Source organism: Shewanella sp. 5_MG-2023 (assembly GCF_030547465.1).
GTDB lineage: Bacteria > Pseudomonadota > Gammaproteobacteria > Enterobacterales > Shewanellaceae > Shewanella.
Genome location: NZ_JAUORC010000006.1, coordinates 109,850 through 125,372 on the forward strand (window position 1 = coordinate 109,850; position 15,523 = coordinate 125,372).

Genomic DNA, 15,523 nt, shown 5'->3' on the forward strand with positions numbered 1-15,523 from the left:
ATGTTTCATTAATATCGGGTAAGTTAACATGTTTAGAATGGTTATTTCGTCCACAAAAACATATAAAAATAGAGAATTAAACTACACAACCACCTTAAACCTCTGTATTTAATAGCATTTAAAAATAACAAATAACAATTTAAAATGTTGCAGAATTGTTCCAACCGGCTATTTTACACCCACAACAATAAATAGATATGTGGTCAAATGACCTTCGAGACTTACAATTAATTAACAAGCAGACGGTCGCTATGAATTTTAAAGCAAAAAAAACACCCCTTTCGGAGTGTTTTAATAGGTAGTTGTTAAATTTTAATTTTATAAAATGTAACGAATACCGAAGCCAATGCCATCATCTTCACTGATCTTCATTTTGTCTTCGTTTGTTCCGCGGAAATCACTGCTGTCGATACGACCTTCAAAATAAAGGATAGTGTTTGTATCCCAGATATAATGAATACCTGCTGTAGTGAACTGACGCTTAAATACTTCACCTTCATCAGCGCCTAATACGCTATCAGCATCTAACATGTTATATGCTAAGAAAACACGGATGTTGTTGTCAAAACGATATGATACTAATGACTCTACACCTTTCGCACTTTCAATCATACGGCCAATGTTATCTGTGTCATGAAATTTATTTTCATTGTAGTTAGCAGAGAAATAAATACCTTCTGCATCCCAGTTACCATAAGTTACGCTTAGGCCGTAAATTTCATCACGCTCTTCAATGCGGGTGCCGTTCTCTAATTCACCTTCAAATTTACCCGTGTTGTAACCAATACCAACAGATAATTCATCAGTGAATTGATACATAGCCGATAAACCGAAGGTATTACCGTATTCTACAGTACCTAGTGACTCTTCATCACTAATACTTGGTGCATCAGAAAAACCATCTACGTTCTCATCTTCGTAAATAACGAATTCATTTTGCTTTAACTGTACTTGCGCACCAAAACTGAATTTATCAAACGAGTTACGGTATTGAATGGTTTTATCACCACGGCCTACACCGTTAATAGCGCCATCAGCTTTATTGTATGTGTATACACCTGCAGCATTACCATCCCATACGATAGGGTAGTTTGTTCCGGCAACAACGTCGTACCAAACACCCCATTGCTTACCTAGGCTGATTGAGCCGTAAGTATCATTTGATACGCCAACGTAACCTAAACGGTTATTTAGAAAGTCATCGCTTTGTGATTCAAATTGACTACCAGCACTATAAACGATTTCACTGTTACCGAATGGGTTAACACCCCACTCGAATTTAGCAAAGGTTGCCCAACCATCATTCATTTGACGATCAAAGGCGAAGTTAATACGTGATGCGCCATTGACGATTTCAGTTTCACCTTGGCCACTATAAATACGTGCATCGATGAAACCACCAATAGCAACAGAGTTTTTCTCATCTTTATAGATTTCGATAGCAGAAGCTGTTGGTACAAACATAACTGCTGCAAGTGTTGATGCGATTAAAGTCTTTTTCATCGAGCTAAACCTTCCCATTTCATTTTCATCATTAATTATTTTAAATAATCTATTTGCATAGAATTTTTCCATTAACTGAAGGCTAGCATGATGAATTAGCATGAAACAAAGAGATAAATCGATTAAATATCATAATAAACTAAATAAGCACATTGCAAAGCACAAACCACTACCAAAAGACATAAAAATGATAACGTATCACCATAAATTACACAGCCAGCAACATTAAAGTAACAACATCTGATTGCTCACAAGACTATCAAAACTGTCACCTTTGAGCCCTAATACTGGTTCTGCAATGGGCTCGATTTGTTTATCAAGGTAATATTGGTAATCAATTGATTCATTGGTTGCTTCTATAGGTTGCGCACCATTCAGAGTCATCCTGTAAGCGATCATGGTGCCTCTTTTACCAAGCTCCGAATTACCTGTTATTTGACATAGACGCGTTGCGGCTTTCACATGTGGTGAAGATTTAGCCGTATAATCTTCAATGTTACGCTTTAGGCGTTTTCTAAAAATTAGTTCATCATCAAATGAGCCATTTTGAAGCTCCTTAATTTGCTTTAACAAGTAGCCTCTAACGTCCCCTTGGGTAAATAATAACAAGTATAAATGATATTGCATTCTTCTGGCTAAAGGGCTCCAATCACTTCTGACTTGCTCCATGCCTTTAAAGGTCAGTGCTAATTGTCCCTCCTTGTCAGTGGTTGCCCCTACATAGCGTTTTTTACTGCCAGCATCTGAGCCTCTTAATGTCGGCATGACAAATTGATTAAAGTGACTTTCAAATTCAAGTTCCAAATAACTTTTTAACTGAAACTTGGTAGCACAAAAATCGGCCCATTTTTGGGTAATTTTCTGTGCCAGCATATGACCTAACTGACTAATATCGTCTATTTGATGCTTTTCTCCTAACCACACAAAGGTAGAGTCGGTATCACCATAAATCACCTTATAACCCAACTCTTCAATCCAAGCTTTTGTTTGCTTCATGATTTGATGGCCACGCATGGTAATCGAGCTTGCAAGCTTGGCATCATGGAACACACAGCCTCTAGAGCCCAATACGCCATATAAAGAGTTCATGATTATTTTAATGGCTTGGGACAGAGGTTGGTTGTTAAGTTGTTTGGCTTGCTCACGCTGCTGCGCGAGTGTTGCTATTAGCTCTGGCAATATGGGGTTGTCTCTGCTAAATCTTGCATTGAGAAAACCCGGCACAGTCACTTCGTCAGGCTGCTGTTCGCCCACCACCAAGCCTTTGGGATCAATCAAAAACGTTCTAATAATTGATGGATAAAGGCTTTTAAAGTCCAACACTAAAACATCTTTGTAAAAACCCGGGATAGAATCCATCACATAGCCACCAGGAGATTCAAGTCCATCACTAGCTGGGTGAGCAGGGGCAACAAAACCGCTTCGATGTAAGTGCGGTAGGTATAAATTATTAAAAGCAGCAACAGATGCGCCAACGCGGCCAAATTCTAAGCCGGTTAGTTTGGCCCGTTCAATGGCAAAAGCCAGCAACTGGGTTTTATCAAAAATATCCCATACTAGGCGGCAATCGGTAATATTATAAAACGCCAATGCGACTTTATCATGGGCAAACAAATGACAGATTTCTTGGCTGCGATTATCAACATGATCAATAGCCTTGCCTTCATTTAGTAATTGTTGCGATACGTGCTCTAATGAATAGCGTTCAAAATGATAAAATGCCGCTTTAATCCAATCGATGCCATCTAGCACCACTCGCCCCGGTAAAGATAAGGTTTCAGGGCGATGCTTATCTTCAACCTTCCAGCTTAATACCGTCGCCCCACGACCAATGGTTAACGGTATCGAATGTAACTGACAACGTTTATACAATAGTGACAAATCAAAAGTGACGACCGCCCAGCCAATAATGACATCAGGATCATATTCGGCAAACCAAACAATTAATCGCTTAATAAGCTCAACTTCGGTAACCACCCACTGAATATAGTGCTCTGACTCTTGAGGCTGTCCCACCATAATGACTAATTGATAATCTTGCCCATATAAGCCAACTGAATATAACTCGCCGCTAGGGCTACATTCGAAATCCAACGAAATCATAGAAAGCGAGATGTCATTATCGCTTTTTCTTGCTTTTACAGCTTGGTACACTGGCAATTGACTTAAGCTGGTATTCTGACTGTTACATAAATCAGCCTCTAAACTAGAATGCCCGATAAACTCAACATCAAAGGCAATAAAGCGTTCTATCAAATATCGCTGCTCTGCCCTAATATCTGCCTCATAAATCTCAATCCCCATATCATTGGCAATCCGCAATAACTGCCTTTGTACACTGGCTGACTTTAAATAAATACAGGCGATAGCTTGGTGATTAAAGTTTTTAAGCGCGATAGTTTCGATTCTGCAACCTTGATGAATATGTCCTGCGAGTTTTGGTATATCTATTTGACGGCAAAAACACACTACTTCAGCCCCGTCCACTTCTATCAGCACAGGGCCAGATCTCGTTTTTAAATAATATTGCAATATAAGTCGACCATCACGAAAAGCTGAATGCCGCGTCAACACTCGCCCTTTGATAGAAGTCACCTTATTTACGCTTACTGTCATAGTTTTTGGCTCGATTAAATATTTCGTGCAGTTCAATTCACTGTTATTATGTACAGCATATAACAGCGAACACATAAACAGTAAGCAAAGAATGCGAATAGGTCACTCATGTTAACGGATAAAGTCAAAAGTCAGATCCGCACTATCTATAAAGATATCGCGGCGGCAATGCCAAATTTTCGCTCTCGCCGTGAGCAAAACTATATGGTGGCTGAAATATCTAAAACACTGGCCGGTGAATATGACAAACACCGTCGCATTATGGTTTGTGAAGCCGGCACCGGTATTGGTAAATCCTTATCCTATATTCTTGGCACGATTCCGTTAGCCATTGCCAGCAAGAAAAAAGTCTGTATAGCAACGGCAACCGTAGCATTACAAGAGCAATTACTGCATAAAGATTTACCCTTCTTTTTGCAACAGTCTGGGGTAGACTTTAAATTTGGTTTAGTCAAAGGCCGTCAGCGCTATGTTTGCTTAGCAAAGCTTGAAGCCATGATTGGCCCCGAAGACACCTCACAAATGGCGATGTGGCAGACAAAGCCTGATCAAAGCCAGATTGACCAACTCAAAAAAATCCATAAAGATTACCAAGATAAAAAGTGGAACGGTGAAATCGACACTTTAGAGCAACCTGTTCCTGACTTTTTATGGCAGCAAATATGCTGTGATAAACACAGCTGCCATCGTCAGTTATCCAATCATCATAACTGCCCTTTTCATAAAGCCCGTGAAGATGTCGAAACCTGGGACGTACTCATTGTTAACCACAGTTTGTTATTTGCCGACTTAGAACTAGGCGGCGGGGTTATTTTACCAGAGCCTGAAGAGATGTTTTATGTCATCGATGAGGCGCATCATCTGCCAACAGTTGCCAGAGATTTCTCCAGCGCCCAAGCAAGTCTTCGCGGCACAGCTGATTGGCTAGAAAAGGCAGGTAAAACCTGCTCTAAATTACAAAACCAATTAAAAACCACTCATATTATTGCACCAGTGCAAGCGATGCTAGATCACATTAATGAGCTGGTTAGCCAGCTTAATCAAGTGGCACATTTTTGTGATACCCAGCCGCAGCTCTTTGCCAACCCAGAAACCCGTTTAAGATTTGAAAATGGCAAATTACCAGAGTCATTACTCATACAGGCCGAAAACTTAGCTTCAGCATCGAATTCTGCATTAAAGCAATTTAATAAAATTCAAACCGTTTTAAGTGAAGCGATAAAAGATGGTGAGTTACCTAAACATCAATCAGAAACAGTGCTTTCAGAAGCAGGCTTTATTTCCCAGCGTTTAGAAAACTTGCATAAATTATGGAAAATGCTCGCTAAAGAAGACTCAAAAAAAGGTGCGCCCATGGCGCGCTGGGCTGAACTGATCACAGGTAAACAACAGGATTATTTATTTTGTGCTTCTCCTATTGAAGTGGGTTTCATGCTCGAATCTATGCTGTGGCAAAAAGCCGCAGGTGTTGTATTGTGCAGCGCAACACTGCGGGCGCTGAATAATTTTAATCATTTTGCCCATCAAGTCGGGTTATCATTAAATGATGGCAGCCGCTTTTTGGCGTTACTATCGCCATTTGATTATCAAAATAATGCCACATTATTTATTCCTCAAATGAAGAATGAGCCTACAGATGAAGCCTTTACCGATGAGCTTGCAGAGCAGATATTGGCATTAGTTGAAGATGAAATGGCAACATTGGTGCTGTTTGCCTCTTATTGGCAAATGGAAAAGGTGACAGATCAAATTATTGGTAAAATGCCTAAAGAGCAGTTATTTGTTCAAGGAACTATGCCAAGACAACAGGTGCTAACTCAACATAAAGCCCGTTGTGATGCCGGAAAAGCCAGTATTATCTTTGGCACAGGCAGTTTTTCAGAAGGATTAGATTTACCTGGGGATTACCTTACCAACCTGATTGTCACCAAACTGCCCTTTGCAGTGCCGACATCACCAGTTGAACAAGCACATGCGGAATATATAAAAAGCAAAGGTGGCAACCCTTTCCTACAATTAACCATTCCAGATGCGTCACGTAAATTAATCCAAAGTTGTGGTAGATTACTGCGCAAAGAAGACGATTATGGCCGAGTGACTATTTTAGACCGCCGCCTAATTACCAAGCGTTACGGTAAATCGTTACTCGATGCCCTACCGCCATTTCGTAAAGTTATTGAATAGGTATTTTTTTGGAATTTTTGTTAGACCCTAGTCATTGGGTCATTCTGGCGATAATTGGTGTTGTTGCAGGTTTTATAGATGCCGTTGTTGGCGGTGGCGGTTTGCTTTCTATCCCTGCACTGCTAACGATGGGCGTTCCACCCCATTTAGCATTGGGTACCAATAAGCTCGCAGCCTGTTTCGGCTCTATTACTGCAGGTTATACCTACTACAAACAACAACTCATTAAACCTTCCTTCTGGCGGGCTGCATTTTTGACGACCTTTATAGGTGCCATCATCGGCAGTTTTTTAGTTTATTTTATTGATGCTGCTTGGCTCGAAAAAATCTTACCGCTGATCATTATCGGGATTGCAATCTACACCCTTATAAGTCCCAAAGCGATGGGCGAAACTATCATCAATCAACCCACCGGGTTGCCATCTCAAAACAAACAAATAGTGCAAGGAATGACCTTAGGTGCTTATGATGGTTTTGCAGGCCCCGGTATTGGCGCATTTTGGACAGTATCCAGCATCAGGCTGCATAAGCTGCCATTATTAAACAGCTGCGCCTTAGCAAGGCTAATGACCTCAGTGAGTAATGTTACCGCATTAGTCATTTTTGCCTTATTAGGCGAAGTGGATTGGATATTAGGTTTGTGGATCGGTGTTTGTATGATGGCGGGATCATTTATTGGGGCTAAATCTGCTATAAGATTTGGTATTCCCTTTATCAAACCGCTATTTATCATTACTGTATTATCCATTGCAGCACATTTAGCTTGGACGGCTTGGCTATGAGAAACACCAACCAACTCATTTACCAATTAAAACAGCAGCTCAGTTCATTAGAACAAGATGCCTTACATCACGATCAGCAATTACCTGCGCAACAAAAGAAAATGCTGCAAGATATTGAACGATTTAATTCACAATTATTTATTCAACAAGGTGCCCAATTAAGCCCTTGTATTGCCCAATTAAAAAAAGACATTCAGCAATTAGAAAAGCAACTTTCTTTCAAACTTGATGTCAGAATCATTGAGCTTAGCTGCCAGCGCATTCAAGATCGCTTTACCGCATTAAGACGAGCCTTAGTGACCACCAACCTGAATGTGAATACTGAAAAGCAAAAACGTGACAATAGCCGTGCACGCTATGCAAAAAAACAACAGCAACAACATTCAGACAGTGGCTTTGGCTGGATTGCCAGTAACGTAATGAAAAACAGCCATCAAATTTATCAAGAGCTGAACAAACATTTGAATTGGGCTACAACCTTTGAACAAAAAATAGCAGAAATGGAATCTGCACTTGCAAACTGTCATAGTACTGACAAAATCAGATTACAAAATGAAATTCTCTCTCTACATCGACGCTTAGGAAAATGTCGTCAAGCAATTAGTTATATAGAGGAAAGAATCCAGATGTTTGAACGACCTAATAGAAATTTAAATCGTTAAGGAGCAACAATGAATTTTACCCGAACGCTAAGTGCCACTTTACTTGCTTTAGCTACATCAACATCAGCTTTAGCGGCAAATTTAACCATTCCAATGTCGTTTGAGTATTTAGCATTGGATGGCAAAGAAATTGATACCAATAAGTTTACCCATAAATCAGATCTAGACCTTAGTAATGGCTCCCATAAAATAGCCATCCGTTACCACGATATGATTGAAGATGACTTCAGCGATAGCCAAAGCTTTATAAAATCAGCGCCTTTTATTGTCACTATTATAGTCGATGGCGATCATGAGTATTTTCTTAAGCCCGCAGACGGAGAATTTGTAAAACGCCCTAAAAGCTTTGCTAAAGATCCCCAAGTGATTATCTCACGCCAAGATAATGGCAAAGTCGATTACACAATTACCCAAACCGATTTTGAAGAAGGTTCATTTTTAGGCGGGTTATTTGGCAGTAATAAAGGTGATGATATTGACGCATTAGCAGCTTCTGCAACCAGTAGCAATGTCGCTCCAGCCGCAGTAAACACTGCAACTGCCACAACAGCGGCCGTGACCTCGACCGCAGTAGTTGCTAGCACACCTGTGACTCAAACTGCGACAGCTTCCGCAACGACATCGGCTGTAACAGATAAAGCGGCAACTCATCCTGAGCAAATGCTGCAATATTGGTGGTTACAAGCTGATGAGCAAACACGCAAAGAGTTCATGAGTTGGGCTATTAAACAGCTTTAATGACTATTCCACTCGTTTATCACGCCAGCTACTCCAAGCTGGCGTTACCTAAAAAGCATCGGTTTCCTACCAGTAAATATCAACGTTTACAGCAATATTTACTTGAACAAGGTCTCGCTATCCCGCAAGATTTTCATCAGCCAAGCCCCATCGATATTAAAGTGTTAAAACAAACCCATCAAAGTGACTATGTTGATGGCTTTATCAATAACACCCTTACTAATAAAGTGCTGCGCCGTATCGGTTTTCCTTGGAGCGAATCACTGGTTAACCGCACCCTTCACGCGGTCAATGGCACAGTGCTAAGCGCTAATTTGGCAATTGACCATGGTATTGCCCTACATTTAAGTGGTGGCTATCATCATGCTCATTATGACTTTGGCAGTGGTTTCTGTGTCTTTAACGATTTAATGATTGCAGCCAAGCAAATGCTTATTAAGCAAAAAGCCACGAAAGTGCTTATTATCGATTGTGACGTACATCAAGGCGATGGCACTGCGGCATTGTCTCAAACCCAAGACAACATAATAACTTGCTCGCTTCATTGCCAAAAAAACTTCCCATTTAGAAAGCAACGCTCCCATCACGATATAGAATTTGATAAACACACTCTCGACGATGAATACTTATCGGTTATCAAACAAGTGATCCCATACCTTATAAGCATCCATCAGCCAGATCTTATCCTTTACGATGCCGGCGTTGATATTCACCAAGATGATGATTTAGGCTATTTAGACATATCAACCAAAGGCATATTGGCCCGAGATACATTTATTTTACAGCAAGCTAAGCAGGCAGAAATCCCGATTGCAGCGGTGATCGGAGGCGGTTACAGCCGCAACGAGCAAGCACTAACTCAAAGACATAGCCAACTTTTTATTGCAGCCAAGGCAATCTGGTAGCACACTAATGATAATCAGATAAACAAGTTAAATTTCATTCTATAGGGAGTCAAGGATGCAAGTTGATATTCGTAATTACTATGAAGTGCTTTTAATGGAAATATTAAGAGACGAAGGCTTACTCGAAGAGCTACCAGAGGAATATTTAGCTGATTTATGCTGCGTTACCTTAAATCAACTTCCAGTTCGCTACATAAGACACCTCGTTGATACTTATTTTTTTGAAGATTATGCAGAACTGCAACAGATGAAAAACGAGATCCATAGCGCACTTGAAAAGTCACGACAGTTTTTAAAAGCCAACCTTCATAAAAAGTTAGTGGAAGATGCAGAAAGCGCAGCTAAAGAGCCTGCTATCAAGAAAATGCCAAACATCTAATGCGCAAAAATTTTAAATGGCTAGGTTGGTTTACTAAAGAAACACTCAACATAAACGCTGATAAAAAACGTTATTTTAAGTAAAGTAAGGTGTTTAGAGAGTTTTTGAAAGAAATACTAGGAGTATTGGAGGTTCCCCTAGAGCCACACCCCGGCACACGAGTCACTTGCTGCGGTTGCTCCCTTCCAGGCCTGGCCGAGTTCACAAGTTATCATTGCGGGGGGACCCTAAGGTCACCATTGATTTCTAATTAAGTAAATATCTTTAAATATCTAATTATCTTAAACATCTAAAATTAGCCCTGCTTAACGAGAACAACAGGATTATCCACTAAGCACTGACCATGTTCAAGTTAAATTCGCTCACTTTTATCAACAAAGCGCTCGACTGCACAAGCTTTACTCGATCCCGGTTAAATTAGCTCATTATTTAACTGATTTAAGTATACAGCACCTGCAAAGTGCCAATTCAATTCGAGCTTACCAATACACAACACAATATACAGCAACTTGTCAGCTAAAATTAACTGCCAAAACCTCGCACTCAGCAAAATTATTTGACCAAGTGATAATGCACATCAACCACAATAAGATCACGATCACACTTTTAACCAAAATCAGTCTTTAATCATCAAAAAACACACAATTTGCTCAGGTTTTAACCCATCTTTCACATAAATCACTTATTATTAGTCATGGCAATTTTAGCAATCTATTTAGTAGTGAATAATACATTACCAAAATCATTGCAGACATTAGGGCTTACTGAAATTGGATACCAAACTGGGTTTTTGGCGTCAATCAACAAAAAACACCCACAGAGAGCAACTACTGATTATCGGCAGTTTAACAACTTAAAAACAACGAGTTGTAAATTGCAGAATTTAGAAGTACTCCTTTCGGAATAGTAAGATCTTAATCACGGTGGCGACGTAGACAAGTGGTTAAAATAGTAGAACTTATTTCGAATAAGTTTGGATAGTATCCATACGCTTGATTTTATGATGAAGGATCAAGTGAAAATAAATCTCTTGCAGGGAAAAATGATGAATAAATTTAATTTAAATACGACTGCTAAAGCGGTATTCAGTGCGGGGCTATTAGCTTTTGCATTGACTGGCTGTGGCAGTGACGGAAGTGATGGTAAAGACGGTGAAGATGGCGAAGTTGCAATCAACATCAATTCTGCATCAGCAATACAGACTGAAGTTGAACTTGCTAAATACGATGCCGAAGCAGCGTCTTTAACTGTTGAGTTCTTGCTCACTAACCCTAATGGCGTAGCCATTACTGGTTTAGATACTTTAGAAAGTCAGCCAATTAGCCTTAATTTCGGCCGAATGGGTACACGCGAAGAGGCTTTCCTTCCTTACGATACCGATTCTGGTACTGTAACAAGTCGTGGAGATGGCGACAGAGAAATCTGGCTTTCTTACATGAATAAAGAAAAAGGTGAGTATATTGCCGGCTCTAGCTCTTGGAGCCTTTCAAGCTGCCCAGAAGACACTGAGTGTCTAACGTATCTAGGCCAAGGTAAATACAGTTTAACTGTACCTGCCCCTATTAATACATTGACGCTTGATTACGGTTACGATGACACTAAAACACAAGGCATATTCTTGCGTGTGTCTAAAGCAGGTACAAACCAGCTTAATACTAATAGTAAATACTATTGGGAACCGGCCACTGAAGAAAGTGTTAGCGCTCCAAAATTAGTTACCAGCATGGAAACATGTACCAACTGTCATGTTGGCCAAGACAACATAAGACATTCAGATAGAGGTAATACCGCAGCCGAATGTGTTTTCTGCCACACTGATTACAACATCTATACTGGCACCGATACTGATGGCAATGAATTCACCTATGACGGTTCTATCAAAGGCCTAGTTCACGGAATTCATACTGGTGCGACTGAAACTGACCGCCGCTTACTGAATAAGTTTGCTGAATTAGCACCTAACACAACAACTGGTGTTATTGCCAATAAAGACCCATCAAAGAACCCTGCATTCTCATTCAAACATGATGGTGCGATTCTTGATTCTGAAGGTAACCCTAAAGGTCCGATCAACTTCCCAACATCAATGTCTAATTGTGATACCTGTCATGTTGATTACACCACTACAGAAGAAACACTTCCAGAAGGTGTAACTATCCATGCATTAGATTGGTTTGCCGATATGGATGCTGATAGCTGTCAAAACTGTCATGGTGACTACCATAACGGTGGTAGAACAGAAGAAACTGAAAGTGGCTTAAGTTATGTAGGTTGTGTAACTTGTCATAACTCTGACGATGCTCAAGGTTCACGTTCTGCAGGTGGTGCTTTCCGTCATATTGCAGGCCATGATGAACTAGGTAATCAAGCAGCAGCAGAAGCAGGCAAACTGGTAGAAGCAACATATTCTAACCTTGTTTGGACAGAGGGCACTTCTACCCTAACCTTCACCATGAACTTGATGAAAGGCGAAGAAGCTGTAACCAGTGAATTTGTTCCTAGTGTGACTGTTTATGTGAATGCGATTAATGCTGAAAGCCCTGATGCATATTTAGCTTCACGCACTGGCGGCGCTGTAACAGAAAATACTGATGGCTCTTACTTAGTAACTGTTGATGCGACTGCAGCAGATTATGTATTACCATCTTTAGCAGAGGCTATTACTTCAGGTGCTGATTTAGCAATCACCTCAAGCTTTAGCACTTGTTTTGCAAACAAGAGCTCTACACTTGCTCCATTAACTGACGATGGAACAGGCTCAATGAGCTGTGGTGCAGTTTCAAGTCCAAATGCAGCTAAAACAGCATTCTTGAAACTAGATGGCAGCGCAGGTGCGGAGCGCGCAAGTGCTGCTGCCTATGATAACTGTGCAAGCTGTCATAACAACGATATGGTTGCTCGCTCAAGTGGTTCTCATTACCGTAATGCTGACTTACATACTTGTGCACAGTGTCATGAAGCTGGTGATTACAACAGTATGGTAGTTCGTGTACATGGTACTTTCGGTAAGGCCCATGGTCGTGAAGATGTGCAAGACTTAGTAAGTAGTAATAATTGTACTGCTTGCCACAGTGACACTAACTATAGTCTAGAGAATGCTCGTTCTACTCCTATGCGTTGGAACAGAAGAGATGAAACCTTCTCTAGCTCTCAAGCTGGTGTATGTGCTTCATGTCACGTTTCTGACAGCTACGAAATTGGCGGTGGTTCTGCATCAGCAGAGGCTCACATCACTAATAATGGTGGTGTAGTTGCTGGTACTTATGAAGATGCACAAATGGCTCAAGAAAGCTGTGCAACCTGTCACAGTGCTAGTCAGATTGCTGAAGTACATGGCGTTAAATAAAAGTGATGTTAAGTAGATTTTTTATTGATTAACGATATCCCTCTGCTAATTTTTTTGGTAGGGGGATTTTTAGTTTTAAGTCAGTAAAATCAATATTAAAATTTTATTTGCAATGATTTAAATTGAGTAGGGATTTGTATATTGCCGTGAAATTAGCTTTCTCAGGGCACAAATAGCTACCTCTTTATAAATAGACTGATCTGCTTCACAGTCTCAGTCGACATATAAAGATTTTTCTCTTGTTGTGGATTAATCTTATATTGATGAATTTAAAATCCAAAAAAAGCTAAATTGACTCAATAGACTAAGTATCTAGGCAACACAAAAAAGCCAAGTCAAATTTAACAATGTCTTACTATGCAGGGACAAATGATGAACAAGAAAAATTCCAAATTAGCACTAATGCTCGTAGCAAGTGCAGTAAGCGTAGCCTTAACAGGCTGTGGTAGTGACGGAGATGATGGTAAAGATGGTATCCCAGGCCTTCCAGGCGGCGAACCAGCTGAAGCTATCCAACAACTTAAGCTTGAAGTCCTTTCAGTAACGTATGAAGGTGATAACCCAACGCTTAAGGTTTTTGCGACTAATGAAGATGATGAAGCAGTCGTCGGATTATCCGCTTTTGAAGTTAAAAAAGCCGTACAACTTGTTCCAGCTGGGGCAACTGGTGCGGGTAACAGTGCTGAGTGGCAGTTGATTGGCTCTCAAAACGAATTTACCGATAATAAAAACGGCACTTACAGCTTCACAATCGAAACTGAAGGTTTTAACCCTGAGCTGACTCAGCGTTATAACTTAATCGTAAGTGCGGGTACTTTATTAGATGGTACTACAACCGTTCCTCGTACTGAATTCACTCAAGATTTCGATGGTGAAGGCTACGATGCAAAATATACTAAAAATGTAGTGAGCACCGAAGCTTGTCAAGCATGTCATGCTGAAGGCGAAAGCATTTACCATAGTTACACTTCTCTTGATACCTGTACCTCTTGTCATACTGATGAGCTTGCTAGAACAAATGGTGTGCAAACAGGTTTCAACCACCTCATTCATAATGTCCATAACAACAACAAGATGTATGGTCGCAATATGGACAAGAGTGCAGAGACTGCAAACAACATAGTTCAAGATAATTGCCAAAACTGTCACGTTGAGTCTGAAGAGTTACCTGAATGGGGTAACTGGACACGTATTCCAACCATGGAAACTTGTTCGAGTTGTCACACTGGCATCGACTTCGAAGCTGGTCAAGGTCACCCACAACAGTCTGATAATTCAAACTGTATCGCATGTCACAATGCCAGCTGGACTGAAGAAATTCACACTAGCGGTTTGGCTGAGAAAAAAGCCTTCATCGACATGTACGGTATGAATTCAACCCTTACCGTTAATGAAGACAACTCAGCGACGCTTTCTGTATCTATTACTGATGCTTCTGGTGAAGCTATCGATGTAACAAGTTTAGTTAGTCAAATCCAACAGCTTGAAACTATCACCAATGTCGGTCCTAACTTCCCTGTAATGGGTTACAACCCAAACCCAGGTACTGGTTTAGAACACGTTGTTGAGGATTTAGTGAGCATTGGTGAGTTAGAAGATGGCGTAACAATTGTTGATGGCAACTTAGAATACACTATCCCCTCTTTACCATTTGGTGTTGATTCACCAGCGGGTATTCAAGACACTTATACAGCATTCAGCTTCATTGGTTTGAACATGTGTAACGATGGCACTTCTACAGTTGCTTGTGATAGCGAAGATGTTATGACTACAGTTATGAAAGCTGACATGACTTTTGGTACTTTCCCAGGTGAAGTTGAAAGCATGCGTCATATCAACTCAGTTTCATTTTCAACTTGTGAAAACTGTCACGGTGAAACTTTTGAAATTCACAATGGTAACGGTCACCCTGGTTTTATCATGACTGAACAATTAGGTCGCGAAATAGATGGTGAGATTGTAGTTGGCATCGATGGCTGTGTTACATGTCATACCCCTGATGGCACCTATTTATCTGGTGGAAACCAAGGCGCACTTGAAATGAAACTTCACAGTGTTCATGGCAAGCAAGGCATTATCAAAGATTGTACTCAGTGTCATAATGACTTCAATCTAGATGCTTTCAAGCTTAAAGGTGCATTGGCAACTGAAGTTGTTGATCCGTACACTCCAAGTCAAGTGAGCTTATACACCACCCCAATCACAGCTACTTGTGCTTCTTGTCATGGCTTTGAAGAAATCAAGCTTCATGCTGAAGGTCAAGGCGGCGTAGTGAATGGCTCTTATGAAGATGCCAATGCGTCTGCACAACTTGAGTTCTGTATGGGTTGTCACGCACCAACCATTTTCGATCACACTGCGATGAAGATGTAATTTACCCTTAAGGGAGAAGCTTGCTTCTCCCTTAG

At 40.6% G+C, this 15,523-nt stretch carries 10 protein-coding genes and 1 other RNA gene; 8 read left to right on the forward strand and 3 right to left on the reverse strand.

The genetic code is table 11. From position 1 onward, the window contains the following. Positions 1-318: 318 nt before the first annotated feature. Positions 319-1,503, reverse strand: a complete 1,185-nt coding sequence (locus Q4557_RS05010; protein ID WP_303411066.1) for a porin — start codon at positions 1,501-1,503, stop codon at positions 319-321. 225 nt (positions 1,504-1,728) lie between these two features. Beyond that, positions 1,729-4,119 (reverse strand): DNA polymerase II, encoded by a 2,391-nt coding sequence (locus tag Q4557_RS05015; RefSeq protein ID WP_303411068.1) that lies wholly within the window; start codon positions 4,117-4,119, stop codon positions 1,729-1,731. A 108-nt stretch (positions 4,120-4,227) separates the two neighbouring features. Here Q4557_RS05015 and dinG point away from each other — a divergent pair, with 108 nt between their 5' ends. Genes dinG through Q4557_RS05045 form a run of 6 tightly spaced genes read left to right on the forward strand, consistent with a single transcriptional unit; the run spans position 4,228 to position 9,769 of the window. After that, a complete protein-coding gene (dinG, locus tag Q4557_RS05020; RefSeq protein WP_102436084.1) occupies positions 4,228-6,303 on the forward strand; it encodes an ATP-dependent DNA helicase DinG in 2,076 nt (691 codons plus the stop codon). Positions 6,304-6,311: 8 nt separating this feature from the next. Beyond that, on the forward strand, positions 6,312-7,085 hold the full coding sequence (locus Q4557_RS05025; RefSeq protein WP_102436086.1) for a TSUP family transporter: 774 nt from the start codon (positions 6,312-6,314) through the stop codon (positions 7,083-7,085). Next, positions 7,082-7,747 carry a primosomal replication protein gene (locus Q4557_RS05030; RefSeq protein WP_102436088.1) on the forward strand — a complete coding sequence of 222 codons (666 nt, stop codon included), beginning with the start codon at positions 7,082-7,084 and terminating at the stop codon, positions 7,745-7,747. The genes Q4557_RS05025 and Q4557_RS05030 overlap by 4 nt, the downstream gene beginning before the upstream one ends. Positions 7,748-7,756: 9 nt before the next feature. Further along, positions 7,757-8,485, forward strand: a complete 729-nt coding sequence (locus Q4557_RS05035) for a DUF2057 domain-containing protein (protein WP_102476368.1) — start codon at positions 7,757-7,759, stop codon at positions 8,483-8,485. Continuing rightward, a complete protein-coding gene (locus Q4557_RS05040; protein ID WP_102436092.1) occupies positions 8,485-9,390 on the forward strand; it encodes a histone deacetylase in 906 nt (301 codons plus the stop codon). Before Q4557_RS05035 ends, Q4557_RS05040 begins: the two co-directional genes overlap by 1 nt. Positions 9,391-9,445: 55 nt before the next feature. Continuing rightward, on the forward strand, positions 9,446-9,769 hold the full coding sequence (locus Q4557_RS05045) for a late competence development ComFB family protein (protein WP_102436094.1): 324 nt from the start codon (positions 9,446-9,448) through the stop codon (positions 9,767-9,769). A gap of 134 nt (positions 9,770-9,903) precedes the next feature. Here Q4557_RS05045 and ffs read toward each other — a convergent pair. Next, an RNA gene (gene ffs, locus Q4557_RS05050) (signal recognition particle sRNA small type) lies at positions 9,904-10,000 on the reverse strand. Between the two features lie 811 nt (positions 10,001-10,811). Between ffs and Q4557_RS05055 the strand changes: the two genes are divergently transcribed. Further along, complete coding sequence (locus tag Q4557_RS05055; protein WP_303411074.1) at positions 10,812-13,115, forward strand: hypothetical protein; 2,304 nt, start codon at positions 10,812-10,814, stop codon at positions 13,113-13,115. Positions 13,116-13,484: 369 nt separating this feature from the next. Next, positions 13,485-15,488 carry an OmcA/MtrC family decaheme c-type cytochrome gene (locus tag Q4557_RS05060; RefSeq protein ID WP_303411076.1) on the forward strand — a complete coding sequence of 668 codons (2,004 nt, stop codon included), beginning with the start codon at positions 13,485-13,487 and terminating at the stop codon, positions 15,486-15,488. The last annotated feature ends 35 nt before the right edge of the window (positions 15,489-15,523 follow it).

Excerpts from the sequence above, each read along its gene's own strand:
- Q4557_RS05010 (WP_303411066.1), bottom strand. The coding sequence starts at position 1,503 with ATGAAAAAGACTTTAATCGCATCAACACTTGCAGCAGTTATGTTTGTA.
- Q4557_RS05015 (WP_303411068.1), bottom strand. The coding sequence starts at position 4,119 with ATGACAGTAAGCGTAAATAAGGTGACTTCTATCAAAGGGCGAGTGTTG.
- dinG (WP_102436084.1), top strand. The coding sequence starts at position 4,228 with ATGTTAACGGATAAAGTCAAAAGTCAGATCCGCACTATCTATAAAGAT.
- Q4557_RS05030 (WP_102436088.1), top strand. The coding sequence starts at position 7,082 with ATGAGAAACACCAACCAACTCATTTACCAATTAAAACAGCAGCTCAGT.
- Q4557_RS05035 (WP_102476368.1), top strand. The coding sequence starts at position 7,757 with ATGAATTTTACCCGAACGCTAAGTGCCACTTTACTTGCTTTAGCTACA.
- Q4557_RS05040 (WP_102436092.1), top strand. The coding sequence starts at position 8,485 with ATGACTATTCCACTCGTTTATCACGCCAGCTACTCCAAGCTGGCGTTA.
- Q4557_RS05045 (WP_102436094.1), top strand. The coding sequence starts at position 9,446 with ATGCAAGTTGATATTCGTAATTACTATGAAGTGCTTTTAATGGAAATA.
- Q4557_RS05055 (WP_303411074.1), top strand. The coding sequence starts at position 10,812 with ATGATGAATAAATTTAATTTAAATACGACTGCTAAAGCGGTATTCAGT.
- Q4557_RS05060 (WP_303411076.1), top strand. The coding sequence starts at position 13,485 with ATGATGAACAAGAAAAATTCCAAATTAGCACTAATGCTCGTAGCAAGT.